Annotated in this window: 28 protein-coding genes and 1 tRNA gene; 15 read left to right on the top strand and 14 right to left on the bottom strand. The window is 36.2% G+C overall.

Features of this window, described 5'->3' with window-relative positions:
- Positions 1–90 precede the first annotated feature (90 nt).
- Together speE and speD are read right to left on the bottom strand one after the other, a co-directional pair.
- Positions 91–876, bottom strand: a complete 786-nt coding sequence (gene speE, locus LPC15_RS00800) for a polyamine aminopropyltransferase (RefSeq protein ID WP_229234814.1) — start codon at positions 874–876, stop codon at positions 91–93.
- The gene (gene speD, locus LPC15_RS00795; protein ID WP_229234813.1) at positions 860–1,225 is read right to left on the bottom strand and encodes an adenosylmethionine decarboxylase; all 366 of its coding nucleotides are present in this window, start codon (positions 1,223–1,225) and stop codon (positions 860–862) included. The genes speE and speD overlap by 17 nt, the downstream gene beginning before the upstream one ends.
- Before the next feature lie 392 nt (positions 1,226–1,617).
- On the opposite strand from speD, the gene mer reads away from it, so the two are divergent.
- The 3 genes from mer to LPC15_RS00780 all read left to right on the top strand — a co-directional run bounded on the left by mer (position 1,618) and on the right by LPC15_RS00780 (position 4,282).
- Positions 1,618–2,601, top strand: coding sequence for a 5,10-methylenetetrahydromethanopterin reductase (gene mer, locus LPC15_RS00790; RefSeq protein ID WP_229234812.1), 984 nt, complete (start codon positions 1,618–1,620; stop codon positions 2,599–2,601).
- Positions 2,602–2,731: 130 nt separating this feature from the next.
- Positions 2,732–3,679, top strand: coding sequence for a Coenzyme F420 hydrogenase/dehydrogenase, beta subunit C-terminal domain (locus LPC15_RS00785; protein ID WP_229234811.1), 948 nt, complete (start codon positions 2,732–2,734; stop codon positions 3,677–3,679).
- An 81-nt stretch (positions 3,680–3,760) separates the two neighbouring features.
- Complete coding sequence (locus tag LPC15_RS00780; protein ID WP_229234810.1) at positions 3,761–4,282, top strand: nicotinamide-nucleotide adenylyltransferase; 522 nt, start codon at positions 3,761–3,763, stop codon at positions 4,280–4,282.
- A gap of 6 nt (positions 4,283–4,288) precedes the next feature.
- On the opposite strand, the gene LPC15_RS06885 is transcribed toward LPC15_RS00780, so the two are convergent.
- The 4 genes from LPC15_RS06885 to LPC15_RS00765 all read right to left on the bottom strand — a co-directional run bounded on the left by LPC15_RS06885 (position 4,289) and on the right by LPC15_RS00765 (position 8,196).
- Positions 4,289–4,417, bottom strand: a complete 129-nt coding sequence (locus tag LPC15_RS06885; protein WP_267496949.1) for a hypothetical protein — start codon at positions 4,415–4,417, stop codon at positions 4,289–4,291.
- 399 nt (positions 4,418–4,816) lie between these two features.
- A complete protein-coding gene (locus LPC15_RS00775) occupies positions 4,817–5,527 on the bottom strand; it encodes a dTMP kinase (RefSeq protein ID WP_229234809.1) in 711 nt (236 codons plus the stop codon).
- A 407-nt stretch (positions 5,528–5,934) separates the two neighbouring features.
- Positions 5,935–6,915 carry an NOG1 family protein gene (locus LPC15_RS00770; protein WP_229234808.1) on the bottom strand — a complete coding sequence of 327 codons (981 nt, stop codon included), beginning with the start codon at positions 6,913–6,915 and terminating at the stop codon, positions 5,935–5,937.
- An 87-nt stretch (positions 6,916–7,002) separates the two neighbouring features.
- The gene (locus tag LPC15_RS00765; protein WP_229234807.1) at positions 7,003–8,196 is read right to left on the bottom strand and encodes an aconitase X; all 1,194 of its coding nucleotides are present in this window, start codon (positions 8,194–8,196) and stop codon (positions 7,003–7,005) included.
- 90 nt (positions 8,197–8,286) lie between these two features.
- Here LPC15_RS00765 and LPC15_RS00760 point away from each other — a divergent pair.
- Positions 8,287–8,357, top strand: a tRNA-Cys gene (locus LPC15_RS00760).
- A 3-nt stretch (positions 8,358–8,360) separates the two neighbouring features.
- Here LPC15_RS00760 and LPC15_RS00755 read toward each other — a convergent pair.
- Positions 8,361–9,053, bottom strand: a complete 693-nt coding sequence (locus LPC15_RS00755; protein ID WP_229234806.1) for a heptaprenylglyceryl phosphate synthase — start codon at positions 9,051–9,053, stop codon at positions 8,361–8,363.
- Positions 9,025–10,017, bottom strand: a complete 993-nt coding sequence (locus LPC15_RS00750; RefSeq protein ID WP_229234805.1) for a hemolysin family protein — start codon at positions 10,015–10,017, stop codon at positions 9,025–9,027. The genes LPC15_RS00755 and LPC15_RS00750 overlap by 29 nt, the downstream gene beginning before the upstream one ends.
- A gap of 444 nt (positions 10,018–10,461) precedes the next feature.
- Here LPC15_RS00750 and LPC15_RS00745 point away from each other — a divergent pair, with 444 nt between their 5' ends.
- From LPC15_RS00745 to LPC15_RS00700, 10 genes are all read left to right on the top strand, one after another.
- The gene (locus LPC15_RS00745) at positions 10,462–11,649 is read left to right on the top strand and encodes a thiolase C-terminal domain-containing protein (RefSeq protein WP_229234804.1); all 1,188 of its coding nucleotides are present in this window, start codon (positions 10,462–10,464) and stop codon (positions 11,647–11,649) included.
- A 7-nt stretch (positions 11,650–11,656) separates the two neighbouring features.
- On the top strand, positions 11,657–12,079 hold the full coding sequence (locus LPC15_RS00740; RefSeq protein ID WP_267496948.1) for a Zn-ribbon domain-containing OB-fold protein: 423 nt from the start codon (positions 11,657–11,659) through the stop codon (positions 12,077–12,079).
- Between the two features lie 17 nt (positions 12,080–12,096).
- A complete protein-coding gene (locus LPC15_RS00735; protein WP_229234802.1) occupies positions 12,097–12,870 on the top strand; it encodes a 3-oxoacyl-ACP reductase family protein in 774 nt (257 codons plus the stop codon).
- Positions 12,871–12,901: 31 nt separating this feature from the next.
- Positions 12,902–13,753 carry a 3-hydroxyacyl-CoA dehydrogenase family protein gene (locus LPC15_RS00730; protein WP_420709520.1) on the top strand — a complete coding sequence of 284 codons (852 nt, stop codon included), beginning with the start codon at positions 12,902–12,904 and terminating at the stop codon, positions 13,751–13,753.
- Between the two features lie 5 nt (positions 13,754–13,758).
- A complete protein-coding gene (locus tag LPC15_RS00725; RefSeq protein WP_229234800.1) occupies positions 13,759–14,538 on the top strand; it encodes an enoyl-CoA hydratase/isomerase family protein in 780 nt (259 codons plus the stop codon).
- 1 nt (position 14,539) lies between these two features.
- Positions 14,540–15,637, top strand: coding sequence for a 2-hydroxyacyl-CoA dehydratase subunit D (locus LPC15_RS00720; protein WP_229234799.1), 1,098 nt, complete (start codon positions 14,540–14,542; stop codon positions 15,635–15,637).
- A 12-nt stretch (positions 15,638–15,649) separates the two neighbouring features.
- On the top strand, positions 15,650–16,891 hold the full coding sequence (locus tag LPC15_RS00715) for a 2-hydroxyacyl-CoA dehydratase subunit D (protein ID WP_229234798.1): 1,242 nt from the start codon (positions 15,650–15,652) through the stop codon (positions 16,889–16,891).
- 9 nt (positions 16,892–16,900) lie between these two features.
- Entirely contained in the window at positions 16,901–17,698 is a 798-nt protein-coding gene (locus tag LPC15_RS00710; protein ID WP_267496947.1) for an acyl-CoA dehydratase activase, read from the top strand.
- Between the two features lie 84 nt (positions 17,699–17,782).
- Positions 17,783–19,540, top strand: coding sequence for a methylmalonyl-CoA mutase family protein (locus LPC15_RS00705; protein WP_229234796.1), 1,758 nt, complete (start codon positions 17,783–17,785; stop codon positions 19,538–19,540).
- Positions 19,541–19,551: 11 nt separating this feature from the next.
- A complete protein-coding gene (locus LPC15_RS00700; RefSeq protein ID WP_229234795.1) occupies positions 19,552–19,959 on the top strand; it encodes a cobalamin B12-binding domain-containing protein in 408 nt (135 codons plus the stop codon).
- A gap of 54 nt (positions 19,960–20,013) precedes the next feature.
- Here the strand turns inward: LPC15_RS00700 and meaB are convergent, their stop codons facing one another.
- On the bottom strand, positions 20,014–20,964 hold the full coding sequence (gene meaB / locus LPC15_RS00695) for a methylmalonyl Co-A mutase-associated GTPase MeaB (protein ID WP_229234794.1): 951 nt from the start codon (positions 20,962–20,964) through the stop codon (positions 20,014–20,016).
- 196 nt (positions 20,965–21,160) lie between these two features.
- Between meaB and LPC15_RS00690 the strand changes: the two genes are divergently transcribed.
- Positions 21,161–21,394, top strand: a complete 234-nt coding sequence (locus tag LPC15_RS00690) for a carboxymuconolactone decarboxylase family protein (RefSeq protein ID WP_229234793.1) — start codon at positions 21,161–21,163, stop codon at positions 21,392–21,394.
- Between the two features lie 28 nt (positions 21,395–21,422).
- Here the strand turns inward: LPC15_RS00690 and LPC15_RS00685 are convergent, their stop codons facing one another.
- The 5 genes from LPC15_RS00685 to mcrG form a co-directional block, all read right to left on the bottom strand.
- Positions 21,423–22,724 carry a methyl-coenzyme M reductase glutamine C-methyltransferase gene (locus LPC15_RS00685; protein WP_229234792.1) on the bottom strand — a complete coding sequence of 434 codons (1,302 nt, stop codon included), beginning with the start codon at positions 22,722–22,724 and terminating at the stop codon, positions 21,423–21,425.
- Positions 22,725–22,815: 91 nt separating this feature from the next.
- Positions 22,816–23,187: a DUF5402 family protein gene (locus LPC15_RS00680; RefSeq protein ID WP_229234791.1), complete on the bottom strand. Its 372-nt coding sequence runs from the start codon at positions 23,185–23,187 to the stop codon at positions 22,816–22,818.
- A complete protein-coding gene (locus LPC15_RS00675) occupies positions 23,150–24,175 on the bottom strand; it encodes a peptidase U32 family protein (protein WP_229234790.1) in 1,026 nt (341 codons plus the stop codon). The genes LPC15_RS00680 and LPC15_RS00675 overlap by 38 nt, the downstream gene beginning before the upstream one ends.
- Before the next feature lie 83 nt (positions 24,176–24,258).
- On the bottom strand, positions 24,259–25,923 hold the full coding sequence (gene mcrA, locus LPC15_RS00670; protein WP_229234789.1) for a coenzyme-B sulfoethylthiotransferase subunit alpha: 1,665 nt from the start codon (positions 25,921–25,923) through the stop codon (positions 24,259–24,261).
- A 19-nt stretch (positions 25,924–25,942) separates the two neighbouring features.
- A complete protein-coding gene (mcrG, locus tag LPC15_RS00665; RefSeq protein ID WP_229234788.1) occupies positions 25,943–26,707 on the bottom strand; it encodes a coenzyme-B sulfoethylthiotransferase subunit gamma in 765 nt (254 codons plus the stop codon).
- Positions 26,708–26,713: the final 6 nt, after the last annotated feature.

Genomic DNA, 26,713 nt, shown 5'->3' with positions numbered 1-26,713 from the left:
CCATCTTACATCTATTTTATATTCGAATCCATTATGTCAAAGATTTCTTAGTAAGAGAGAAAAAATTAAAAAATTTTAATAGGAAATAAGTTATTCCATAACCCATTTCGTAAAATCGTCCATAGATAATAAGAATCTTTCTTTAGAATAGTATCGGGTCTTTACATCTATATCTTTTATCTCTCTTAACTCTTTATCCATCCCTATTGAAAAAGAAAAGATAGACCCTGGATAAGTTGGTATACATGCCAGATAAGTATAAACATATTTAAAGACTCTCTTCATATTATCGATCGTTTTAAGATGCACTTTTCTATCGGATATAGGGCTTTCTGTCTGTGTAACAAGAATACTGCTTAATTTATGGGCATATTCATAAAATTCTCTCGAAAAAAGTCCCTCTGCATACGGTGTAGGATCGGTAGAGTCGATTATTATGATATCTCTCCTCTTATTAGATTTTTTAACGAATTCTATTCCGTCGTCTATTATTACATTTATCCTATCTAAAGCCGAAGCTACTTCTGGAAGAAATCGTTTAGATACTTCGATAACTTTTTCATCTATCTCTACAAGCTCTATGTTTGCATGTTTGTTAAACCTCAATATCTCTCTTGCTACACCACCATCCCCTCCTCCAATTATCAAGATATCATCCGATTTTTTTGATATAGCCAGAGCGGGGTATGTTATCATCTCATGATATATGAAATCATCCTTCTCTGTCGTCTGTACTGCACCGTCCAAAACGAGCATGTTTCCTAGATGCTTTGTCTCATAGATCTCTATATATTGATACTTGGATTTTTCATCAAATAGCTTCTTTTTTATAGGGATAAGCGGTGCATATGGATGATCCTCAACAAAGTATTCCAACTGAGACCCCTCGCTTTAATTCATTCAACGTAATATTCTCTGGATCGAATATTCTTCTAACAACTTCTAATGTGTTATATGGTTCTACGTCCTTACCACAGGTAAATATATCGATAGCGGCATAATTATACTCCGGCCAAGTATGTACAGATATATGTGACTCTGATATTATGGCGACCCCACTTATTCCTTGAGGAGAAAATTTATGTGTATGAAGAGAGAGAAGCGTTGCTTTGCAAGATTTAACACTTTCTTCTAAAAATTCTCGTACTAATGTCTCATTATCTATATTTTTACATCCCCATGCATCTATTATTATTTGCACACCCAAAGACTCTATTTTTGTCATTTTTGTCACCTCTTAGCCATTTTTATGATTAAAAATGCCTTTAATTAAGGTAGATATAAGATTAACTAATGGTTAATAAAGATTTTCTTATTTAAATATTTTTCTTATAATATGTTTGGCAAAAAACTGTTTTTTTATGTTTATTTCAATTTTAAATTAAATATTTTTATTATTTTTGTTATTCTTTCTTGTTTTTTTGATATAAATATATTTCTTTCGTAAAAAAGATGTCTTTTCTAATTATAAGCCATAAAATCTTATAAAAAAAATAAAAACTGTTATTTTTACTTTATTAAAAATTTAAAAAAGATTAAAAAAGATCATAAATGATAGCTCAAAGCAAAATAATATATAGTTTACTTTTTATAGAAACACAAGGAGGGGATAAAAGTATGAGTTTTGGAATAGAATTTTTACCAAATATGGAAGTAGAAAAGATCGTAAACTACTCATGTTTGGCAGAAGAAAACGGATTTGAGAATATTTGGGTAACAGACCATTATAACAACAGGAACGTTTATGCGGTACTAGCAATGATTGCAGCAAATACAAATAGGATAAAAATAGGTCCTGGCGTTACAAACAGCTATCAGATTCATCCTGCCGTAACGGCTTCTGCGGTAGCAACGATTAATGAATTATCCAAAGGACGTGGTGTGTTAGGTATAGGTCCTGGTGATAAAACAACTCTCAGTAAGCTTGGCATAAAGTTTGAAAAACCAGCTAAAAGATTAAAAGAAGCGGTGGATATAATAAAAGGATTATGGGCAGGAGAGTCGGTAAAATACGATGGAGAGTTTTTTGATATAAATGGTGCAAAGATGGATTTCAAGACAGAAGATATTCCTATATACATAGGTGCACAGGGTCCTGTAATGTTAAAGATAGCTGGTATGATCGGAGATGGTGTTTTGATAAATGCATCAAACCCCAAAGATTTCGAGGTATCGATACCTCTCTGTAAAGAAGGGATGAAAGAGGTTGGTAGGGAAGATTTTGATATAGTTGCTTATACATGTTTCTCGATAGATAAAGAGTCTAAAAAAGCTAAAAATGCTGCAAAAATCGTTGTTGGATTTATTGTAGCAGGAAGCCCGGATATCGTATTTGAAAGACATAATATCGATTTAGAAGATGTTAAAAAGATAAGAGAAGCATTAGGACGGTTTGATTTTGGCACTCTTAAAAAATCTGTTACTGATGAGATGTTAGATGCTTTCTCTATATGTGGCTCTCCAGAAGAATGTATAGAGAAGATAGAAAAACTTTATAAGGTAGGGGTAACTCAGATCGTTGCAGGAAGTCCGGTAGGCCCAAATATGGAGACGTCGATAAAAATAATCGGTGAAGAGATATTACAAACCAAGGGTTTGTAAACCGCAAATCGGAGATTTGTGATAATTAAAAATAGATAAATAAATATCGTTGTGCAATTATAGAATCAAATCCAAATTTTAACTTTATTTTTTTATTTATATATACTAAAATAAGACTGGGGTAGATTACATGATTGATTTGGTTAGATTGAAAGATGTCGTATCAAGTGGGCGTTGTACCGGATGTGCAGCCTGTACTATAGCATGTACGAGAAGTGGTATCGAGGTAGATGAGTTTGCCATCATAAACGAGGAATTGTGCAGATCATGCGATACTTGCGGCGATGTCTGTCCTGTTATCGGTGGCTCTCCTGTAGATGAGTTTGACAATATTATTGCTGTCTATAAATCAAGATCTAATAATATAGAAGGACAGAATGGTGCAACCGTTTCGGGAATACTGAATTCTTTATTTGAGGCAGGAGAGATAGATGCTGTAATCGGTGTAGAAAGAGATGAGGAATGGAAGGCAAGTCCTGTTGTTATAACGAATAAAAAAGATATCTCAAGGATTGCAGGAACTAAATATACTTATGTACCTATATTCAAAGCATTTAAAGATGCAGTAAACGAAGGTTTTACAAATATTGCCATTGTTGGAACGCCATGCCAGGTAAATGCTGCAAGAAGGATAAAAAATTCAAATATAACCAGTGTAAAAGATAAAATAAGTGTTATAATTGGCTTATTTTGTTTAGAATCTTTTTATTATGATGGGCTCTGTAAGCAAGTAATAGAAAAAGAGTTGGGTATCGATTTAAAATCCGTAAAAAAGATGGAGGTAAGTAAAGGCAAGTTTATTGTTATGGGAGATGATGAAAAGAGCATTCCAGTAAAGGATTTAGGAAAATATGTCAGACTTCCGTGTCATAAATGCGTAGATTTCAGTGCATATTATGCAGATATATCTGTTGGATCGGCAGGTGCACCAGATGGTTGGAATACTTCTATTGTACGGACTGAAAGGGGTATAAAGGTCTTAGATATTTCTAAAAATGATCTTGAGATAGAGGAAGGGAGTATCGATGCCGCTAAAAAATTGAGCGACCGCAAAAGAAAGATGGCAAAAGAGAAGTAAGATCATTAAATAAGGACCATATTTAAAATACTTAGGATAAAGACGTATACGTACAAATAAGCTTAAGACTTATTAAAAAATATGAAAAGGGCTTTTTATATTGGGCGTTTTCAACCGTACCATAAAGGGCACCATGCGATCATAGATATGATCTCTAAAGAGGTAGATGAGATCATTATAGGGATAGGTAGTGCCCAATTAAGCCATACGCTGAACGACCCTTTTACTGCAGGAGAGCGAGTAATGATGATTACTCGCTCTCTATGCAATTTAAATATAATGTATTATGTAATACCTATAGAAGATATAAACAGGCATGCTCTCTGGGTCTCACATATTAAGTCTATGGTTCCCCCTTTTAACACTGTTTATTCTAACAACCCGCTTGTTATAAGACTTTTTGAGGAAGAAGGGATAGAAGTAAAAACTTTTCCATTATTGAACCGAGAAGAGTATATGGGTAAAAAGATAAGAGAAAGAATATTGAACGATGAAAAATGGGATGATCTTGTGCCAAAAGCCGTTTTTGAAGTTATTGAAGAGATAAAAGGAAAGGATAGGTTAAAAAGAATAAAGATGAGTGATAGACATATGAGTTTTTAGTTAATTTTAATCTATATCCAATAAACTCTCATCAAACTCTCCTTGAAAACTAAATCCACAATCTTTGCATGTCAATTTTTTATCTGAATATATGATATGCCCCTCTTCTATATAATAACCATCAAGCCATCCCAAGCAGATGGGACATATATTATCTTTGACAATTAAAATATGATGTAATCATCTTATTCTGATATAAATAGTTAATTGATAATGTTATCCACGTTTTGGCAATTAATGACCCAGTATTCATCTTATTAATTCTATTTGGGATATAAGTAACATGCTTTTCCCATTTTTATAAATCTTTGTAACATGATACTAATAATCAGAAATTTTTAAGGTAATGTTTTAAAATATTTGTATTAAAAGAGAGTAACTAAATAGGTTTAAATATTAAAAATTTTAATACATTTGAAAATATCACAAAAAGGATGGTAGATGGAACGGAGATTTTATATTCCAGATTGATGAGATACCATTAGAATTATTAGAAAAACTACCTGAAGATTTAAAAGTAGCTAATATTAAAAATCAAAGATTTTTAATCCACGAATCAAAGATTCGTGATAATTCTTTAACTAGTTTTCTTTCAACTTGTTCTATATTTTCATTAGCATCAATCTTGATAAACCTACCGGGTTCCTCTTCGGCAAGTTTTAGATAGTTCTTTTGGACTTCTTCTAAAAACTCTCTCTTTTCAAATGAGATCAATCTTTGTTCCCGTTGTCTTATTCTCTCCATCGCTATATCTATATCTACTACCAACAAAATTGTATAATTAGGAGTTATGGAAAAAGGACTATGTATCTTCTTTAACCATTTTATCGGATCGTTACGAATCTCTGATTCGTAGCTCACAAATCTTTGATTTGTGATGCTGAAATATTTTTTGAGAGTAACACCTTGATATGCATACCTACTATCTATGTATCTATCAACTATCACAATTTTTCCTTGCTCGAGAGATGGTCTGATTAATCTGGATATATGTTCAGAGTGGTCAGCCATGAAGAGAAAAGTCAACGATAGAGGATTAATATCAGAATTTAAAAATCTTTTTACTGTTATTCCAGTATCGTAATCTGTAGGTTCTTTCGTATAAACTATATTCTTATTTAATTTATTGCAAATCTTTGATTTGCGATTTACGAATCGAAGATTCGTAATATTTTTAATACTCTCTACCAGCGAGGTCTTTCCTGAACCGTCTATCCCTTCTATGCTTATTAATCTTCCATCCATACAATAAACCTATCTATAATTTCTTACCTTATTAAGAGATCTGATCTTTTCAATATTCTGTCTTTATATAAAACAATCTTATGATATTATATAAATCATATTTAAAATAAAATTACTTTTTAAAAGGGTTAGTTATAAAGCCAATTCTTAATTTAATTTTATAGTTTTATTTTATATCATACAATCAAAAATTTTATATAACTATATATATTTTAACTATAATACATTGTTGATATAATTAAAAGAGGTGCAAAAATATGGGTTAAGTTGAGAAATATTGTGAGGCGGTAACTATAGCCATAATAGACAATTGTTTCGACTTTATTCCAAAGATGATTGATGCGATCTGTCCAAAATGACGGCAATGCTCACAAATATTTGATCTATGATATCTTATGCCTTATTTATTATCGTCCTTTTTTTATGTTTTTGTTATTCTTTTTGACCAACAACAAGATCTTTTCCATGAGTTCTGAGATATTATCACCCGTTTTTGCCGATATAAAGATATCAACGATATCTGAATCAACTCTTTTTATATCTGTCTTATTTGCTACCGTAATCATTGGCCGATCAAAATTTTGTTTAATCTCGTTCAAGAGTTTAATTTGTTCTGTCACGGTATAACCACACGTCTCTGTTAGATCCAAAATAAAGAGAATGATACTATTAGCCTGTTCGATCGCAAGAAATGCTAACCGCTCCATATTATTTCTTCTTGAGTCTAGCCTGTCCAAAATTCCTGGAACGTCTACAACCTGATATCTATCCCGTCCATTATAAAAATGACCGGCAACGATTTCCTTAGTCGTGAATGGATAACTTGCGATGGTTGGTCTTCCCGTACTTATAATATTAACGACGGTCGATTTACCTACGTTGGGATATCCTGTAACGATAATGATAGGCTCATCTAAATTTATATCGGGTATCTTGTTTAATTTTTTTCTAGCCTCGTTTAAAAAATAGAGATCGTTACTTAGCCCGTTGATTATAGACACACTTCTTCCATAGAACTCTTTTCTTATACCCTCTCGGTTAGTCCCTCTTTTTTTAAGATCTTTTATATATCCTCTTGACAATTTTTTAATCGTTTTATTAGCCGTCGATATCCTACTTAATGATACTTTCAATCTATCTACTCCTACTGTAAGATCTATTAACCTGGTATAAAACTCAGACAGCCCGTCTAAATCTGGATAGCTCTGTACTATATATGATAACATTTTAGATATATAATTGGTAACAGCGGTTATCATATCCGATTCTATAATGAACATACGAGTACCGCTGTTGTATTGAATATTGGCCTTTTTACTAGCCTTTTTGAATGCAAAATCTATTATCTCCGTCTCGTTTGGTATATATGGTATTTTTTGTAGGGCCATTTTTCTCCTTTTGAAAACAAATGTTACGAAGCCTTGCTTCGTAGCTCACAAATCTTCGATTTGTGATGCAGGAACTTTGGTTCTGCATTATAAGAGAGACTCATTGATACACTCTTCAGTGGTGCCTATCTTTGTCGATATTTTATTCATTGTAGGCATATAGTTGTATGCTTTACCAGAATTGACCATTGCACAAGAATAACCTTCCAATGGACTGACTACGGGGCAGGTATCACATATAACTCGCGCACCACTACTCTCTATCTCATCAGTTAACTCTTTATAATTATCTTTTATGCAACGAGAGGTACATATCATAAGATCTTTTTTTATTTTTTTTCTTTTATTCTTCAGTAATGAATTGATTCTTTTTAACTCGGATACAGAACAATGAGGACAACCGATAACTATCAAGTCAGCATCTTTCTTTTTTGTTTTTTTGGTATAAACTTCGTCTATCTCTTTCTTGGTTATCTCGATCTCTTCATTGACATGTCCAGCATTCGAAGATTTTCGTATATTATTTAAAATATTTTTCTTATTATGCTTTCCGTAATAGAATAGTACAACAGATCCAGAAGATGCTAACCCTGCACCCAGTTGTTTTAATTCATCATCTAAAGGATCAGATGGTAGATAAAAGTATGGTATTTTATCTTTCACCAAACTACCAACCAAAAAACCAAGAATACCATAATCTGAGTCCTGAATCTTCTCTTTAACAGTAATCGAGATATTAGGCAATCTGTTCTCTTCCAAAAAATAACCATAATTTGGGGTTTTTCCTATAATAGCGGATGCTAAAGCACTTATTCCACTTTCTCTATTTGTTTTAGCTTTTAATACCGAGTTAGCATAGACTATAGCCGAAGATTCTGCCCATGAAAGATTTTCTCCTGGTTTTATATATCTAAGATAGTACGGCGTACAGGTACAGACATCGGATACACCCATCTTTTTGTAGATTGATAGTATCTCCATCTGCCTCTCGGCAAATATAGGATCGATATTCATCGATCTCCACCTCACTCTATCGAGACCAATCGGGTTTAAAGTGGTGTTAACAGCCACTTTTACATCTGTTGAGAGATCTTTTAAGAATTCCAATCCAGCATCTCCTAGGTTTTTATAAGATGCTCCTGAAACATGAGCATTCTCTATTTTTATTAATTTATCTGCTTTGTATATATCACCTATAGCCACCAAAATCTCCATCGCTTTTTTTTTGCCCCAGCCTTCTTCTCCATCTAGTATTTTTTCCTCATCTTTTGTTAGATACATAACTATAACCTATGTTTATCAGTAAACTTAATATATTATATCGGATACTAAATGTTATATTGAATATCATGGTAACTGTGTTAAATCTTTGCCAGGGTGGCAGAGTGGCTATGCAATCGGCTGCAGACCGATGTACCTCGGTTCAAATCCGGGCCCTGGCTTAATCAAATCGTGCTTAAATAAGCATCTAGATCTTCATAAACAACGTTTCCAACGACTATTGTTGCATATTTTCTCATCTCGTTTGCCCTCTCTTTATTATTTATCCCACCGCCGTAAAATAATTTTGCATCTTTAATAGACTCTTTAACTGTTTTTACAACCTCTTTATTGCCGTAACTGCCACTATATTCGATGTAAATTATTGGAAACTTAAAAAATCGTTCAGCCATCATGGAATACGCGACTATATCCTTGATATCAAGATCATATATTGCCCTTGTCAATCTGCATACGGCAGAATTTTGGTTTAAAACGATATATGCCTCGGGTATTATCTTATCCCATTGCATATCAAAATTTTGATTTCTGATCCAATCTTTATGATAACTACATATCCATTTTGCATCTATAGAATTTAAGACGGATGGGACAAAGATATAGTCAACGTCATCAAGGATGCAATATGGTGACGACGGCTCTTGTATCTTTGGGATATCATAATCTTTAATCATGTTATATAATCTTAACGCATTCTCTTTATTAACTCCAAGCGTACCGGAGATCATAATAGCATCTGTTCCACTGTTTATCACGGTTTTTATAATTTTTTTAGTGTTTTTTTTGTCAGGATCGAGTTTTGTTATATGTTTCCAACTTGTCCACATTCTATCTATCTCGTGATAGGTCAAATTCATCCTCTATCTCTCCAACAATTTCTTCCAATATATCTTCTGTTGTTAATACACCTACTACTTCTCTTTTACTGTTGAGAACAATTGCTATCTGTGTTCCGCCTCTTAAATCTGTAAGAATCTTCGAAACTTTCCTTTTTTCGGATACAAAGTAGGGTTTTCTCATTATATCTTTCAAGATTACATCTTCTCTTGCGTATAAAAAAGGAAGCAAATCTTTTGCATGGATGACTCCTACTATATTATTAATGTCACCCTCGTAAAGTAATATTCTCGAATGTCCCGATTTAATAATACATTTTAATACATTCTCTATCGGAGAATTTACATCTATGCTTACTATCTTCTCTTTTTTTGTCATTACATCCTTAGCCATAAAATCTGCAAACTTAAAGACGTTATCCATAATCTCTTTCTCTACCCCTTCTATGGCACCCTCCTCTCTTCCTATATTTATCCATTCTTTTAATTCTTCTTCAGAGATGGCAGACTCTTCTTCAAAATTACTTATCTTAAATATACCATGCGATATTAATGAAAGAAGATAAACAAATGGAGCTAAAATTAAAGATATAACGTATAGATACCTAGACACTGCCAATGCAACTCTTTCACTATTTTTAGTCGCAAAAAATTTTGGTATCACCTCACCAAATATTAAAAGTAACAAGACAACAATTCCTGTAGCAATACCAATACCTTTGCTTCCAAATATCTTTATAGCTATAGAGGTAGCGATAGCAGATGCTGCAACATTCACCAAATTGTTACCTATTAGTATTGTTATTATAGTATTCTCTTCAGCATCTTTAAGCTTTTTTAACGATTTAGATCCCGAAACTTTGGAATCAACTAAACTTCTGACCCTTGCTTCACTTATAGATAAGATAGCTACCTCTGATGATGAAAAAAAACCTGATAAAAATAGCAAGATAGGAAAAAGAACGACTTCAAATGATATATTCATTCAAACAGGTATCTCCAAGATTTTTCTATTAATTTTATAAATTTTTTCTTTGATAAATTTTTTATTTTTATCTTATATAATCTTTTTTATAATACCTGCAAAACTATCAAGATAAGCACTTCAATAAATAGATGTTAAAGCCAGAGCTTTTATCTTGATATCTTTCTTCTTCCTCCGAAAAATTATTTTAGAGCCAAGAAGATCATATTATCGGGAAAGGATGCAATATAAGAGATAGAGATTGAGAAGAGTGTAGAATAATGAAAAGCTGGTAAAGAGCTCCACATCTCTTAAATACTATCAAACGAAGATGCCGCAATTGGAATAATTTAGAAATTAGTAGATTAGATTGTATATTAATTTTGTAAATAATAAACAAAAAATTTTAATAAAACCAATATCTATTTATAGCATTAAACTATTGTTATTAAAGAGGATAATTAAATGAGAGATGTTGCAATAATTGGGTCGGCCCAGACAAGATTTGGAAAATTAGAAAAAAGTAATACCGAACTCTTCTGTGATGCGGCGCTGGAGGCGATGGAAGAGGCAAACGTGGATCAGAAAGATATAGAAGCGGTTTTTGTGGGTACCGTCTTTCCTGATTTTGAGGAGGGGCAGGTCAACATAGGTGGCCATTTAGTCGGATCTTTACATCTAGGTAACATACCATCAACAAGGTTTGAAGGGGCGTGCTGTTCTGCCACTGTAGCGATAAGAGATGCATACATATGGGTCGCATCCGGATACTATGATATCGTCCTGGCCGGAGGAACTGAGAAGGCCCTCTCAATGGGGACACCGTTCGCAACAAGGACGTTTGCAATGGCGAACGATTGTAAATACGAAGGAAACGTTGGAATAACTTTTCCTGGTGTCTTCGCGATGGCTGCGAGGCGTTACTCAAAGATCTATGATATACCACTGGATAAGCTCAGGGAAAAGATGGCTCATGTATCGATAAAGAATCACAAGCATGGCGCGTTGAATCCTCTGGCACAGTTCTATCAGAAGATGGGAAATTTAAAGGTTGAAGACGTGATGAATGCGAGGATGGCATGTGATCCTCTAACGCTTTTGGATTGTTGTCCCTTCTCCGATGGTGGAGCCGCAACGATCATTGCATCCGCAGATATCGCGAGGAGATATACAGATGAACCGATTTACATTTTGGGTGTAGGACAGGGATCCGCTGGTCATCTAGGTTCACAAGCAGATATTACTAAACCAGCATCCCGTGTTTTTTCGGCGAGAAACGCTTTTAAACAGGCTGGATTAGGACCAAAAGATATAGACATAGTAGAGATTCATGATTGTTTTACTTCTGCAGAGATCATAGCAAGCGAGGCTATTGGATTCTTTGATTGGGGTAAGGGGGCAGATGCGGTGGAGTCTGGTCAGACAGATATTGGGGGGAGACCCGTCATAAATCCTGACGGCGGACTCATAGGAAAAGGACATCCTATAGGAGCTACGGGTGCGTCTCAGGTCCATACGATTGTCGAGGAAATGAAAGGGAAGGCACCAAAAGGAAACCAGGTCGATCCAGTGCCAGAGATTGGAATGACGGATACGCTTGGTGGAGGATTCAACACACTGGCTCATCTTATACTTGGGAGATCGAGGAGGTGAATGAAGGATGAAGGAATATTATGTCTTGACGGCAAAGGATTTTTATGATGGGTTGAAAGAGGACAAGCTTCTCGGATTGAGATGCAAGGAATGTGGACAGATAACGTGCCCTCCTTTGCCTACTTGTCAGTGGTGTGGTTCCAGAGATCTGGAGAAAACTGAACTGAGCGGAAGAGGGGAGATATTGACGTTTACACTCATAGACGTACCTCCGGAAGGATTCGAGCCACATTATATCGTCTGTATGGTGAAATTGGATGAGGGACCAACGATCATGGGGAGGCTCGATTATGATGCGGAGAAGGCCACGGTGAAGTATGAGAGATCTCAAGAACTGATCGGGAAAAAGGTGAAGGTAGGACACGTCGTTCTTCCTGCTGACAAATACTCGGCAGGTGAGAGGGTTGTACCATTGTTTAAACCGATTTAAATTATGGAGAGGTTAAAATGTCTTTACAAAAAAGAGTGGCATTGGTTACTGGTGGTTCTGGAGGACTCGGCCGGGTACATGCCTTAACATTGGCCCAAAATGGTGCTGATGTTGCTGTAACTGGTAATAGGAATATAGATAAGGCAGAATCCGTGGCTAACGAGATAAGAGCGTTGGGTAGAAAAGCCCTGGCGATCAAGGTGGATGTATCTAACGAGGATGAAGTCAATGAAGGAGTAGAAAAGATCAAAAAAGAGTTAGGTTCGGTAGATATCTTGGTAAATAATGCTGCTTCTGGTATAGTACGGGCTACTCTGATAGAAAAGACAGCAAAAGAAGATTGGGATCAAGATTTACGTGTGAATCTTACAGGAGCTTTCAACTGCATTAAAGCAGTGATTCCAGATATGAAGAAGAATAACTGGGGTAGAATAATCAATATCTCATCGGTTACCGGAACCATGGGTGGTAGCGGGCAGTGTAGTTATGCTACAACCAAAGCAGGACTCATCGGTCTGACCAAGACTGTTGCTCTAGAAGGAGCACGATACAATATAACTTGCAATGCCTTAGTTTTAGGAGTTTTTGGTGGAAGAGGAAGAGAAGATAGCAGTTTTTATGATGTTGCTGAGCCATTTAGAGAGCGAATCATAAAAAGAACGGCTATGCGTAGGCCGGGAGATCCAAAAGAGCTGAGCAATGTGCTTGCCTTCTTAGCATCTGATGAGGCAAGTTATGTTACAGGAGATGCAATCGTAGTAGGTGGTGGTATCGATCTTTTTACATTTTAGAATCGAGATTTAAAGGTAAGGTATAATGGATATTAAAAAAGTCTGTGTTATAGGTGCAGGGGTAATGGGTAGTGGTATAGCTCAGGTTTGTGCACAATCTGGTTATGAAACAAACGTTATTGATATTTCAGATGATATTCTCAAAAGAGGATTGGAAAACATAAAAAAAAGTTTATCTAAGTTTGTTGAGAAAGGAAAGATCACAAAAGAGATGATGGATGAGACGGTTGGACGAATAAAACTAAGTACAAGCAGAGAAGAGGGGGCAAAAGATGCCGATTTAGTTATAGAGGCGGCTTCAGAGATTATTGATATTAAAAAAGATATTTTTTCTGATTTGGATAAAATATGCCCAGAACATACCATTCTTGCCAGTAATACATCGACAATACCGATATCTCTCTTAGGCTCTGTGACCAGAAGGCAGGATAAGGTTATAGGGATTCATTTTATGAATCCTGTACCTTTGATGAGGGGTGTTGAGGTTATCAAATCTTTGGTAACATCTGAAGATACTTTAAATATATCTTTAAAATTTGTAAATTCTATCGGTAAAGAATCTGTCGTCGTTAAAGATTCACCAGGTTTTATATCTAACAGGATTATGACAATCTTTGTTAATGAGGCAGTAAAGTTATATGAGGCTGGATTATCTACCATAGAGGATATCGATAAAATGGTAAGATTATCGTTCAATTGGCCGATGGGTCCATTCCAACTGATAGATTTGATAGGTGTAGATATCGTCCATGATATGTTAGAATCAATCTATCAAGAGACCGGATGGGAGAGATATAAACCTACACCACTATTGAAAAGAATGAAAGAAGTTGGTTGGCTTGGAAGAAAGTCTAATAAAGGCTTCTATGATTATTCAGAGTGATAAAAATGGTATATGATACGATAATATATGAGAAGAAACCGCCTATTGCAAAGGTTACATTGAATAGGCCCGATGTTCTGAATGCTATAAATGAGAAGATGATCGCGGAGTTAGATGAAATAACAGATGATATTGAAAAATCTGATGATATAAAAGTAGTAGTAATTACAGGATCAGGCAGAGCATTTGCTGCCGGAGCCGATATAACTATGTTCAAAGAGAGAAATTATCTGGAGATTAAGAGAGTAATCGATAAAGGAAAGAATGTTCTAACAAAGATTGAGAAGATAAGAAAACCTTTTATAGCAGGTATAAACGGATTTGCTCTTGGTGGAGGTTGTGAGATATCTATGGCGTGCGACATCAGGATAGCATCGGATAAGGCAAAGTTTGGGCAACCAGAGATCAATTTAGGTATAATTCCCGGATGGGGTGGAACACAGCGGTTACCCAGGCTTGTTGGAAAAGGTTTTGCAAAATTAATGAATCTAACAGGGGATATGATCAATGCTGACGAGGCTAAGATCGTTGGACTGGCCGATAAGGTTGTACCTGCAGATAAATTGGATGAAGAAGTCATGAAATTAGCCGAAAAATTGGCTTCTAAACCACCGATAGCGGTTGGTTGCGTAATAGATTCTGTTAATAAGGGGGTAGAGATGCCTTTGGCAGAGGGGTTGTCATTTGAGACGGACGAGTTTTTGCTATCTATCATGTCAGAAGATGCTAAGGAGGGAATATCTGCATTCTTAGAAAAGAGAAAAGCCAATTTTAAAGGGAGATAATATGATAGAAGAGTTTTGCGATTCAGGAAGGATAAGAGAGTATATACAGAGGGGTAAGAGGATTATAGGGACTTTTTGTAGTTATACTCCAGAAGAGATTATCCATGCTGCTGGACTTGTTCCTGTCCGTTTATTTGGAGAAACTGTTGATATAATGAATGCTTATTCTTATATACCAAATTGGCTATGCTATTATAGTAAAAGAACCTTTGAAGAAGGATTAATTGGTAATTATGACTTTTTAGACGGTTTTGTTTTCCTGACATCCGACGATACGAATCAGTTGATGTATTCGATATGGAAGAAGAATATAAAAGTAGAATACTCATACATGCTGCAGTTTCCTTTTTCAGTAGACGGGACATCTAAGAATTTCTTTACAAAAGTATTGGAGAAGTTTAAAAGGTCTTTAGAAGATCATTATTCTGTTGATATAACCGATAAAGATCTGAAAGACTCTATAGAGGTTTATAACAGATATAGATCTCTACTCAAAGAACTCTATAAGTATAGGTTTTATACACCGCCAAAGATTTCTGGATCCGATGTCTTAAAGATAAATCTTGCTGGTTGTTCTATGCTTAAAGAAGAGTTCAACGATAAAATAGAGGAATATATAAATAAATTATCCGATGAAGAAGGATTACCTGACAAACCAAGACTTTACGTTACTGGAATTCCTATCTACGATCCTTTAGTCTTTGAAATGATAGAGAATTGCGGTTTTACAATCGTTTTCGATGATCTTTGTAACGGATCTAGAAATTTTGATTTTGAGATAAATGAAACCATTTCAAATCCTATTGAGGCAATTGCAGAGGAATATTTGTTAAAACCCACTTGTGGCACTTGCAGTAGGCAAAAAAGTCTTGCTATCGATGAGAGATTATCGTACATAAACGAACGATTAAAGACTTTAAATCCGGATGGTATAGTCATTATAGGCGATAAAGGTTGTGAATTATGTGCATTCTCGCAGGTGGAGTTAAGAAAAGAGTTGGCAAAGATAAAACCTGTATTATATTTAGAGATAGATTTTCCTCTCGCGAAAGAACAATACAGAACCAAGATAGAGGCTTTCCTGGAATCGCTCTCTTAAAGGTTGATAAAGATGCAGAAACAGAAGGTTAATCTTTTAGGGTTTGGAAAACTCTTTGGTCCAACGTATAAGAAGCATCTGGAGAGGCAGAATGAGCTTATAGAAAAAAAAAGGCCTTGTGGCTGGTTTTTTGGCTATCATCCCTCAGAACTGAATTACGTCTTTGATATAGTAAATATCTTTCCGGAACAATATTCGGCGTATTGTGCATCGAGAGGCGATAGCCCAAGGATGATAGACGATTATTACAGCATGGGTTACGGTCCTTTTCTTTGCGATTATTTTAAATGTTCTATTGCGGCAATAGATAAACCTGAATTGGCAACAAAGCCATTAATGCCAAGACCAGATTTTACAGTAGATCATCATTCTATATGTTTCGGTCATAGAGATATGGCAGAGATCCATGCAAGAATGTATGGAGTTAAAAGATATAGCTTGGCTTTTCCTTACATAAGAAAAGAAGATATTGGATCGTTTGATGATATAACAAAAATAACAGAATGGATGGATAAAGATCTTCTTGAATATACTATCCAAGTACTCAGAGATTTTGTTACTTTTTTAGAAGAAGTGACAGGTGAGGATTTCGATGATGATAAGTTTAAATCTGTAATGAAGGTATCAGAAGAGACATCAAGATATTTTATAGAAATATTTAAACTATTTATGTCCAAACCTACTCCAGGAAGCCAAATAGATTTAGCAAATTATCCTTTCATCGGATTTTTTGTTCACGGGAGCAAATATGGATTGGATTATGTTAAGAACTGTTATGAATTGATAAAAGAAAGAGTAAATAAAAAAGAGGGGGTTGTACCAGAGGAAAAGTTTAGATTAATGACCCATGGGATCATGCCCTGGCATACTCTATCTTTGTATAATTATCTAGAAGAATCAGGAGCTACTTTTCCGTTAAACCCTTATGCGCACTGTTCAGCTGTTTTGCATGATTCTACTAAACCTTTCGAAAGTTTGGCAAGAAGGGTAAGTACTTTCTGTAATGTAGAGCATGAACTAATGTTAGATGCTTTGATTAAAAAGGCAAAAGATGCCGATTTGGATGGAGCGATTTTATTTGAGAATACAGGATGCAGGATAGTCAGTGGCGTGATGAGACCTATCAAAAAGGCTTTGTATGAAGAGTTGGGAATACCTAGTCTGATCGTTGAGGCACCACAATGTGATTCAAGAGCAATGCCACCTGAAAGAATGAAGACTCAATTTGATGCATTTATAGAATCATTGAGGTAAGTAGATTAGATGTACTTTTGTGGATTAGATATTGGGTCTTGCATGAGCAAGATTGTATTAATAGATGAAAACGAAGATATCGTCTATTATAAATCTTCTAAGAGTGGGTTTGAGATAAGAAAGACGATCTCTAACCTATATGAATCCGTTCTAAAAGACCAAAATATCAGAAAAGATCGGGTCAAATATATCGTTGCGACTGGTTATGGTAGGAATGTTGCTTTAGCCTTTTTTGCAGACGATAAAGTGACAGAGATTACCTGTCATGCCAAAGGTGTGCATAAAATATTTCCAAACTGTCATACAGTTATAGATATCGGTGGACAGGACTCAAAAGCGATAAGATTGGATATAGATGGTAGAGTGTCCACTTTTGTGATGAACGATAAATGTGCTGCAGGAAGTGGTAGGTTTTTAGAAGTGATGAGCAACGCTATAGGAGTATCTGTGGATGATTTAGGTTTATTGTCGATGAGATCCAAGAATAAAGCCACTATTAGCAGTACTTGTACCGTTTTTGCTGAGACTGAAGTAATTTCTATGATTGCGTCTGAGGTAAATAGAGAAGATATAATAGCAGGAATACATGATGCTATTGCTACAAAGGTGAGTGCATTGACTAGATGTACAGGTATTGAGGATGAGGTAGTCATGACCGGTGGTGTAGCTAAAAATATTGGTGTTGTAAAGTCTTTGGAAGAAAAGATAGGCCATGTCGTCTACGTTCCTCCGGAACCACTTATAACCGGAGCTTTGGGTGCTGCTTTGATAGCAAAGGATAGATACATTACAAGCCAAGGCTTGTAAGCTACAAATCGAAGATTTGTAACATCACAAACGAATGTTTATAATTTTTAGATTTTAAATTTTGATAAAAAGAAGGGAGTAAAAATGGATAAAAAAAAGACGACAAAAGAGATTTTGAAAGAAAAAATTAGAGAAGGAAAGACCCCTTTGTATGATCAAGAGACGATAAAAAAAATTGATAAAAAATTCGAGACGTGGAAAAATACAAAAGTAAGCGAAAAAGATAGAAAAACATGGGAGATAGTACCACAAACAATATTAGGATCAGAAATTCCTAGAAAACTGTTATATACTCCTTTAGATGTGGCAAATTTGGATTATATAGATGATATAGGATTTTCTGGGGACGAACCATTCACACGTGGTTGTTATCCTAACATGTACAGGGGAAGAGTATTCACGATGCGGCAACTCTCTGGGGCAGGATCTCCAGAAGATGTCAATAAAAGGTTAAAATTTCTGTTAGAATCTGGCGCAACCGGAACTAATCTGGCATTGGATCTGCCTACAGTTCAGATGTTCGATTCGGATGAGCCTGAATCGATAGGCCAAGTAGGGACGGTTGGTGTACCGATTGATTGTGTCCAGGATATGGAGACAATCTACGATGGTATCCCGATCGATGAGATCAGCTCTTCTATCGTTACCCATTATCCTAGAAACACCGCTATTATATTTCCTATGTTTTTAGTAATGGCAGAAAGAAGAGGATATGATTGGAAAAAACTACCAGGAAGTGTGCAGAACGATGTCACAATGGAATGTATCGTTAGACGGGCACCGGAATATATACCTCCTGCCGATGCTTTTAGAGTACAGTGTGATAATATAGAGTTTATAAGAAACGAAGTACCTAGATGGAATTATATTACCTTGAATGGATATAATCTGCGCGAATATGGAACATCAAGCATTACAGAGATGGCTGTTGCTTTTGCTAATGGCATAGCAATTATCGAGGAGATGCAAAAGAGAGGATACGATCCTGATTGGATATCAGAAAGAATAGCATTCTTTTGGAGCGTAGGAAACGATTTTTTTGAAGAAATAGCAAGATTACGTGCTGCAAGGAGACTATGGTACAAAATAATGAAATATAAATTTGATTCAAAACAATCGAGATCTCAGTTAGAGAGATGCCATGTACAGACATCTGGCATCTCATTGCAACGTATAGAGCCTTATAATAACGTTATAAGAGCTGCATATCAGGCTTTGGCAGCGATTTTAGGAGGTTGCCAATCTTTACATGTAGATTCATATACTGAGGCTTATTCTGTACCTTTGGAAGAAGATTCGTTACTATCACTAAGAACTCAGCAGATTATTGATGTAGAGACGGGTGTTACACAAGTTGTAGATCCCATGGCAGGATCGTTCTATATAGAGAACTTAACGGATATTATGGAGGAAAAGATACTAGAAGAGATAGAGGAAATTGAAAAACAAGGTGGTTATGTCAAGATTATCGAGAGCGGATGGATCCATAATAGAATTTCGAGATTTATAGAGGAGGAGCGTAGAAAGATCGATGATGGTACGATCAAGGTCGTAGGATATAATTATTATAGACAGCCGGATGTAAAGGAGCCTCCAATCAAATGCCAAGAGGTATCCGAAGAGATAAGAGAGAATCAGATTAAGAAATTAAAAAAATGGAGAGCAGAAAGGGATAACGATAAAGTAGAGAGCTGTCTTGATGAGATTGTGGATGCATGCAGATCTGGAGAGAATGTAACTTACAAAACGCTTGCGGCTGCAAGAGCTGGTGCTACAGAAGGAGAGATGAGAAAAAAGTTTACAGAAGCATTTGGTCTATGGAAACAACCATTAGTTTTATAGGAGGGTCAAAAATGAATGAAAAGAAGATTAAGGTATTATTATCTGCTTATAGTCTTGAAACGCATTCTAGAGGGATTATCACCGTAGCAAGTATCCTCAGAGATGCTGGAATGGAGGTTATCTATATAGGTAACAATCGACCTGAAAGTATAATAGAGTCTGCCATTCAAGAGGATGTCGATGTGGTAGGGATAACCTCAATGTGCGGTGGTGCTCTACAGCTTGGAAGGGAGTTAATGAGGACCGCAGATGAAAAAGGTGTGAAAGATAGGATGAAATTTGTATTGGGCGGGATTTTTCCACCAGAAGAGGAGGCTGATCTTAAAAAAATAGGGTTCGAATTACTCTTTAAACCTGGAGCAACTTCCGACGAGATCGTCAATGGGATAAGATCTATAGTTGGTAGCAGCACGTCTTAACATCACAAATCTTCGATTTGTGAGCTACGAACAAGAGTTCGTAATATCAAAATACTAAATATTTATATCTTTTAAAATCTTTTTTATTATCTCATCTTTGGCAACATACGGTGTAATCTCCTTTGATACAAGTTTTTTAATGTATAAATCTAATATCTCATCCTTATTGATATTTTCTAATATTTTTCTTTTTACATCATCTATTATAAGATTTAATAATTCTTCTTTAATCTTATCTCTCTCTTTCTCGTACAAAGATCCTCTCTCTTTTTGATAAACCCAATGTTTCTCTATCGCACTTATGAGATCTACTACTCCCTCATTCTTTAAGGCTACAGTCTTAATTACTAATGGTTTCCACTCTTTAGAAGAGAGGTTAAATACTGTTTTTAAATCCATTACAAGCTGATCCGCACCGGCCAAATCTGCCTTGTTAACCACCACTATATCTGGAATCTCGAACATTCCCGCTTTTATTGTCTGTATTACATCACCTAGTCCAGGTACTACTACAACAATAGTAGTATGAGCAAGTCTTGCTATATCTACTTCAACTTGGCCTGCACCTACCGTCTCGATCAAGACTATGTCGTATCCCGCAGCATCGAAGACCTTTGTTATCTCGTGAGTGGATTTAGACAATCCACCATACGATCCTCTCGTACCTATGCTCCTGATAAAGGTATTCTCGTCTAAAAAACAATCTTGCATTCTTATCCTATCTCCTAAGATCGCACCACCATGAAAAGGGCTCGTCGGGTCTATCGCAATTACTGCTACCTTTTTATCTATATTCCATTCTTTTACCATCTGGTTTATCAAGGTGGATTTACCAACACCAGGGGGACCAGTAATCCCAATAATTTGGCATCGGCCTGTATATGGGTATAATCTGTCTATAATATAGGAAACTTTAGGATCCCTATTATCTACAAGTGTTATAATCTTTGAAATTGTCTTTTTATCTCCTGATAAAACCTTTTTGACAAGATCATTCTCATCCATGCTTACGATAGTCTCTTTTAATATTATATATAACTTTATTCTTTTGATGGTGAAAACTGTCAGGATAAGCATCTCAATTTAAAGCCAGAGCTTTTATCTTGATATCTTTCTTATATAGATGCTAAACATTTTATATTCTTAAATTGATAATCTTATATAAAAGATAAATGCCCATTCAGCAATGGAGGGATGATAAGTGCAAAAAGATCAAACAAAGATTATGGAAATTTTGAGGGAGAAGAATATAAATTTTGAATATATCATCGACACCATATTTAAGGATGACATATTACTCGGTAAAACGAAACGGCTGATAGCAATTGCAAGCGCCGTTGCAACAGGTTGCGATTTTTGTTTCGAGCATCATAAGAAAATAGCGGAAACTGAAGGGGTAAGTAATGAAGAGATCGAAGAAGCCGTTCTGGTTTAAGATCATCTCTTTTATTTCGGGTGTATCTCTATAAAAAACTTTTATATTTAAATAAAAGTTTTGTAATCTTCCTTATCTCATCACCCTGCTTTCTTGCCTCTTTTAAATGAGCCTCGAAGGCTTTTGAATCAACGACTCGCGGAAAGAACTTATTAATCTCTCCACAGAGAGAGAGATCAAGATATCTTGCCTCTGCCTCGGTTAGACCATAAACTTTATATTTTCCTTTATCTTTTTTAAATACCGTATTTTCATCTATACCTATGGATAATATCTCTTTTGAAAGAGGTGTCTTCGGGATTGGCTCTGCTATACTTATAAAAAAATCGTGAAGCATAGCTTCTTCCATAAAACTTTTCGTCTTCTCAAAATCCTCCTCTTCTTCACCAGGATAACCAACGATGAAGCTTCCTGCAACTTTAAGCCCGTATTCTTTTGCCATCTCCACACTTTGAAGGCATTTTTCAGCCGTTATTCCCTTTCTCATCTTTTTTAGTACTCTATCGCTACCAGATTCGATGCCGAAAAAGATCCATCCGATTGTATAATTCTTTACTGCGTCCAAGACCTCATCGTTTATATAATCTACCCTCAAATCTGGAACAGATACGTTCTTCCTTCCCATAATATCTGAAATTCCTTGTAATAGATCTATAAATGCAGAATTGTTTATTTTCTTATCAAACCCATATAAGCTTCCTGTTCCACCGCTTATTGATACTCTTTTACATCCTTTTTTTTTGAACGCTTTTACCTCATCCAAGATATTTTCGATGCTTCTGCTCCTTATCTTCCTCTCAAAATATATTGGGACTTGACAAAATCCGCAATTTCCAATACATCCTCGATGCGTCTCTATATAGACATTTGCCCCTCTTATATTCTCTCTACTTATGTCATCAGGTATCAGAGGTAGAGGCCTGTCTATATTAAAAAGTGGCTTGGGAGATGTCTTTACAATCTCTCCATCTTCAAAGAATGCTAATCCTTTAACATCATCGCATATACCGTTATTTAGAACTTCTAATATTGTCTCTTCTCCTTCTCCAATAACGACAGCATCTATGGGTATTTCTTTTAAAACCATCTCTGGGCAAGAGCTGATCGGGCCACCTACGATGATCTCTTTATCTTTATTCTCTATTAAGAATGCCTTTATACGTTCATCGATCAGGTGAAAGGTAGAATACAAACTCAACAAGATTATATCCGCAGATTTTCTATCTAAAACCTTAGATATGCTAACATCAAAACCTTCATCCTTTAGTATGCCACCAATAAGCATCGGTGCATAAGTATAGTGATAGGGAGATACAAGTTCTATCTTCATCTTAAAAAGACTCTTTTTAATCAATGTTTGACCGTCGCTTCTTTATTTTTATAGTTATTCGTATATTAAGAAACGGATATAGAATGACTAACTATCTTTCTTCAACCTTCTTGATGACAAAGATATCTGGTCTCGGTTTATCTCCAGAAAATTCTTTTTTACACCGAGAACAGAGCTCACGTGCCGTGAGTCCGACTATCTCTTCAGATCCAGGAAGTTTTCTGGCATAGATGATATCAGGTTTGATAGATAAAGAGTTGGCAATATCCTCCAATAGATTTTTTATATTATCATTCGAGACTTCTACGCTGGCTAGTAATAAACCTCTTAAGTCAGAGGCAAAACCAACACAGCCACATACCATACTAAAAAACTTTGCTTCGGGGACAAAAATAGAAAATCCGGTAATTTTTCTTAACGTCTCTTCAAGATTCTTCCTTGCACTTATTATCTCTTCTTTCATTATCTATAACCTTCAATGCGCTATTAGTGACCATTTTGCAATAGTTACAATCGATACATAACTTATCGCAATCTCTCCAATAATCTATGCATCCTTCAAGCTTTTTATTATCTATAAAATAGAGATCTCTCAACTCAGATGGACAATCCAAGATCTCTAATAAATTTCCATCGTAATTTCCACTACAGTATATATTCATACAATTAACTATCCACGATACAGTATTTGCTCTTCCTGTTATCTTAAAAAAAGGAGTGATCTCCTCATATTTCTTAATATCCTCCGGTCTTATCCAAGGAGACTTTATTATCTGTTCAGGATCCCTTACACGTATCGATATACATTTATCAAAATAGTAATCTCCAAAAATAGGAGGTTTCATTCCTGCCGTTGTTACATGAGAGAACAGGTTAAAATGTGAATATCTAAACGGACATTTATACAAGCATCCTTCATTGACCATAAGCCTTAGATCACAACTGACGCTCTTCTTTATAGCGTTTAACATCTTAAAATCTCTGTTGATATCCGGATCAAGAGTAATCACATCAGCCCCCATATTCTCGAAAAATCTTGCCCGTTGAGGAGAATTAACCATGGATATGCAGGATACAACCGTTTTCATCGAAAAATCGTTTAATAATTCGATAATATAAGGTTCAGCAACGGTTATTGAGTCTATCCCGATATTGTTAAGCTGGTTCAGATACCATAAAATGGTATTATAACCATGCGGTGTTAGATGCGTGCCACCAAAACAAGAAGGGTTTATAACTACGTCGATCTCTATCTTATATTCATGAGCAAGATCTGCCATCTCTTTTAGATCTGTGATAAGCGGGGAATATAGTGTCACTCTACCGCTACCTACTATATCAGAAGGACCTGCCAAATAGAACTCATGAATGTTATTAAGATTCTTATTTGATCTTGCCTCAGATATGATCCTTTCTAATGCATACTTATGTCCTGGATGAGGAATAGACAATCTCGTTTAAAACGACTCCAAAATAGTAATATTACGGGTTGATAATTACCGGTTTTGAGTAAAAAATAAAAAAAAGGAGAGTTTTACCTTGCAGGTATTATTAAACTCCTCTCTCCTGCCGGATAGAACTCTCTAAGTGCTCCTCTGGCAAATTCTTCTCTAACTTTGCTGAAATCAAACTTGAGAGACGGATCTGCAAATGTCACTTTCACGATAGGACTGAGAACGTACGCGTCTCCAACAGCATAGTGAGCAGCAGCAGAAATTCCTGCATACTCTCCCTGATGACCGACGTTCATTGCATAATTCGGGTAGTTCGGTCCTCTTAGCTCAAGCGGTGCACCCTCGTCTCCTCGTATTGAGAAGGTGTTTGTGGAACCACACTGGTCCTGCAGATCGTAACCGTAGAATCCGAGCCTTCCGTGTTTCTCCTTGTGGAGAAGCATGTGGAGATACCATCCGCTAAGACCCGCCTGTGCATGTCCAGTCGCAAGAGAACAGCTGATCGCTGTGCCTGCCGCGCCTACACCTGCTCTCTGAGAACCTCCAAAGTGATCTTCCAAGAGCGTTGGGTACTCCTCATACTGCTCTAATGCATAAAGTGTTACTTCTGTAGCAATATCCAAAACTGTATCCATAGTCGCAGGTGCTTTTCCAATTCCGCCGTATTTCTTGTTTATGTAATCTACACCATAATAGGTGAAATCGTCCAATATATCATCCGTATATGCCGCAGTTGCATACTGAGTGAATCCGACACCACCAGACATGTAAGAACCTAACCAGATCTGGTCGTAAAGCATCGTTCCAGCTGCCACAACTTCTAAAGAAGCCCTTGCAGGATCTTCCGGATAAATCCTATTCGTTTGTACTATATCCCCTAATATACCAAACTGCAATCCACCAGGCTCGTTTGGTCCTCGTGCCCTCCTTGACGGAAGGATAGATGCCAAGTCCACAGCTGCAGCATGTTTAGCCGCGTAAGCGAAATCTGCTACCGCAGCCTCACCCGCACAGAGCCTGTAGGCATCGATCATTGCCATAGATATCTGCATAGCAGACCATCTCTTCGTTGTACCACCATCACAAGTTCTAACAACGGTCGTGGGTATATGAACCGCCTGCCAGAGACTCTTACCAATGGCCTCTTTCAATTGTTTTGCTTGATCTTCAGGGAATAATTTGTTAATATCTATCAAGTACTGGTCTTCTATCTCATCGGCTATATTATCATCACCTGTAAATATTTTAACGTAACAATCATCTACCAATCCAGGATGTGTTTCTACCATATGTTCTTGAACCACAGCAGCACCAGGCATGGCATGATTAATTATATGTAGATACTCGTTGATCGTTTCTGGGGTAACCTCTTTACCTAATCTCTTCTCGAGAACGTTGTGTGCCGTATCGAGACCAACTATGACCGTCCTTCTTATATCATCCCAGAACTGCTGCATAGCAGCATTGTTTACAAAGTGTAGATCATCCCCTTCACAGTAAGTATCCGTCGTGGATAACTTATAAGGCATCAAGACACGCTGCCCGAGTGGTATACCACCAAGATGTGCCATCGGATCGTATCCTGATATTCCTCTCTCCTTAGATATTTTTTCTCCCCATTCTTTAAACTCTTTTTTCCGTGCAGACTGTTCTATTCCCAGCCCTACTTTTGTCATTTTTCTGCCTTTTGGATCCTCTGCAAATTTCTTAGACAATGCTTTTATAAACTTTTTATCCTCTACCATTATTCACACCTCTTTATTTTTATATATTAAGTTGGAATCCTGCCATAGATCTGGATTTATGAATCCTCTGTATAAAGTCAAGAACCTCTTTATCGATCGTTTCTTTTTCAGAACCATCTTTTCTGTATATAGTAGTTCTCTTAGTTCTTTCATCTTCAGATAACGGTTTTCCTACAGATATTCTCTTATCTAAAGGCTCACCTATTTGGTTCTTAACATAATATACGTTACCATCATCACCAAGCTCTGTTCTTCTGAGCATATCGAACATCAAACCATTCTCAAGCAATCTTAGAGAATGACCATGGACGGTTGCACCTCTCATGCTACACAAAGCAGGCTCATAAACCTCCGTCTCTAATAGATCCTTTGCAATCTTCTCAACATCTCTCTCCCTAGCCTCAACAATCCATCTACCTGATAAGGTTCCTACATCTACTCCTCTGTATCTATAATGCATCATCCATGCTCTAACATAAGGCGTAGATGGGGCAAAATACATAGAGTCGGTAAATTGAGCGTATCTTATTCGATCACCGGCTTTTGCTCCATCAGTCGGTTTTACTAATTCTCTAATAGGACAATCAGGTTCTCCTATCTCCTCTAATGGCGGATGAACACTTTTATACGCCTCTCCAGGAGCCTTATGACCCATTATCAACACAACGTCCTCATCAGACACTTCCCTCAATTTTTCAAGCTCTTTAGTAGGATCCATGTGTTTTTGTCTGTTTTTACTAACAACAGACGCGCCAGGGTAATATTGTTTTTTATACTCTACCATTTTTAA

Origin of the sequence: Candidatus Methanoliparum sp. LAM-1 (assembly GCF_020885915.1) — an archaeon.
GTDB lineage: Archaea > Halobacteriota > Methanoliparia > Methanoliparales > Methanoliparaceae > Methanoliparum > Methanoliparum thermophilum.
Note: the sequence above shows the minus strand (reverse complement) of the source record. Positions and strands in the feature narration are given on the sequence as shown.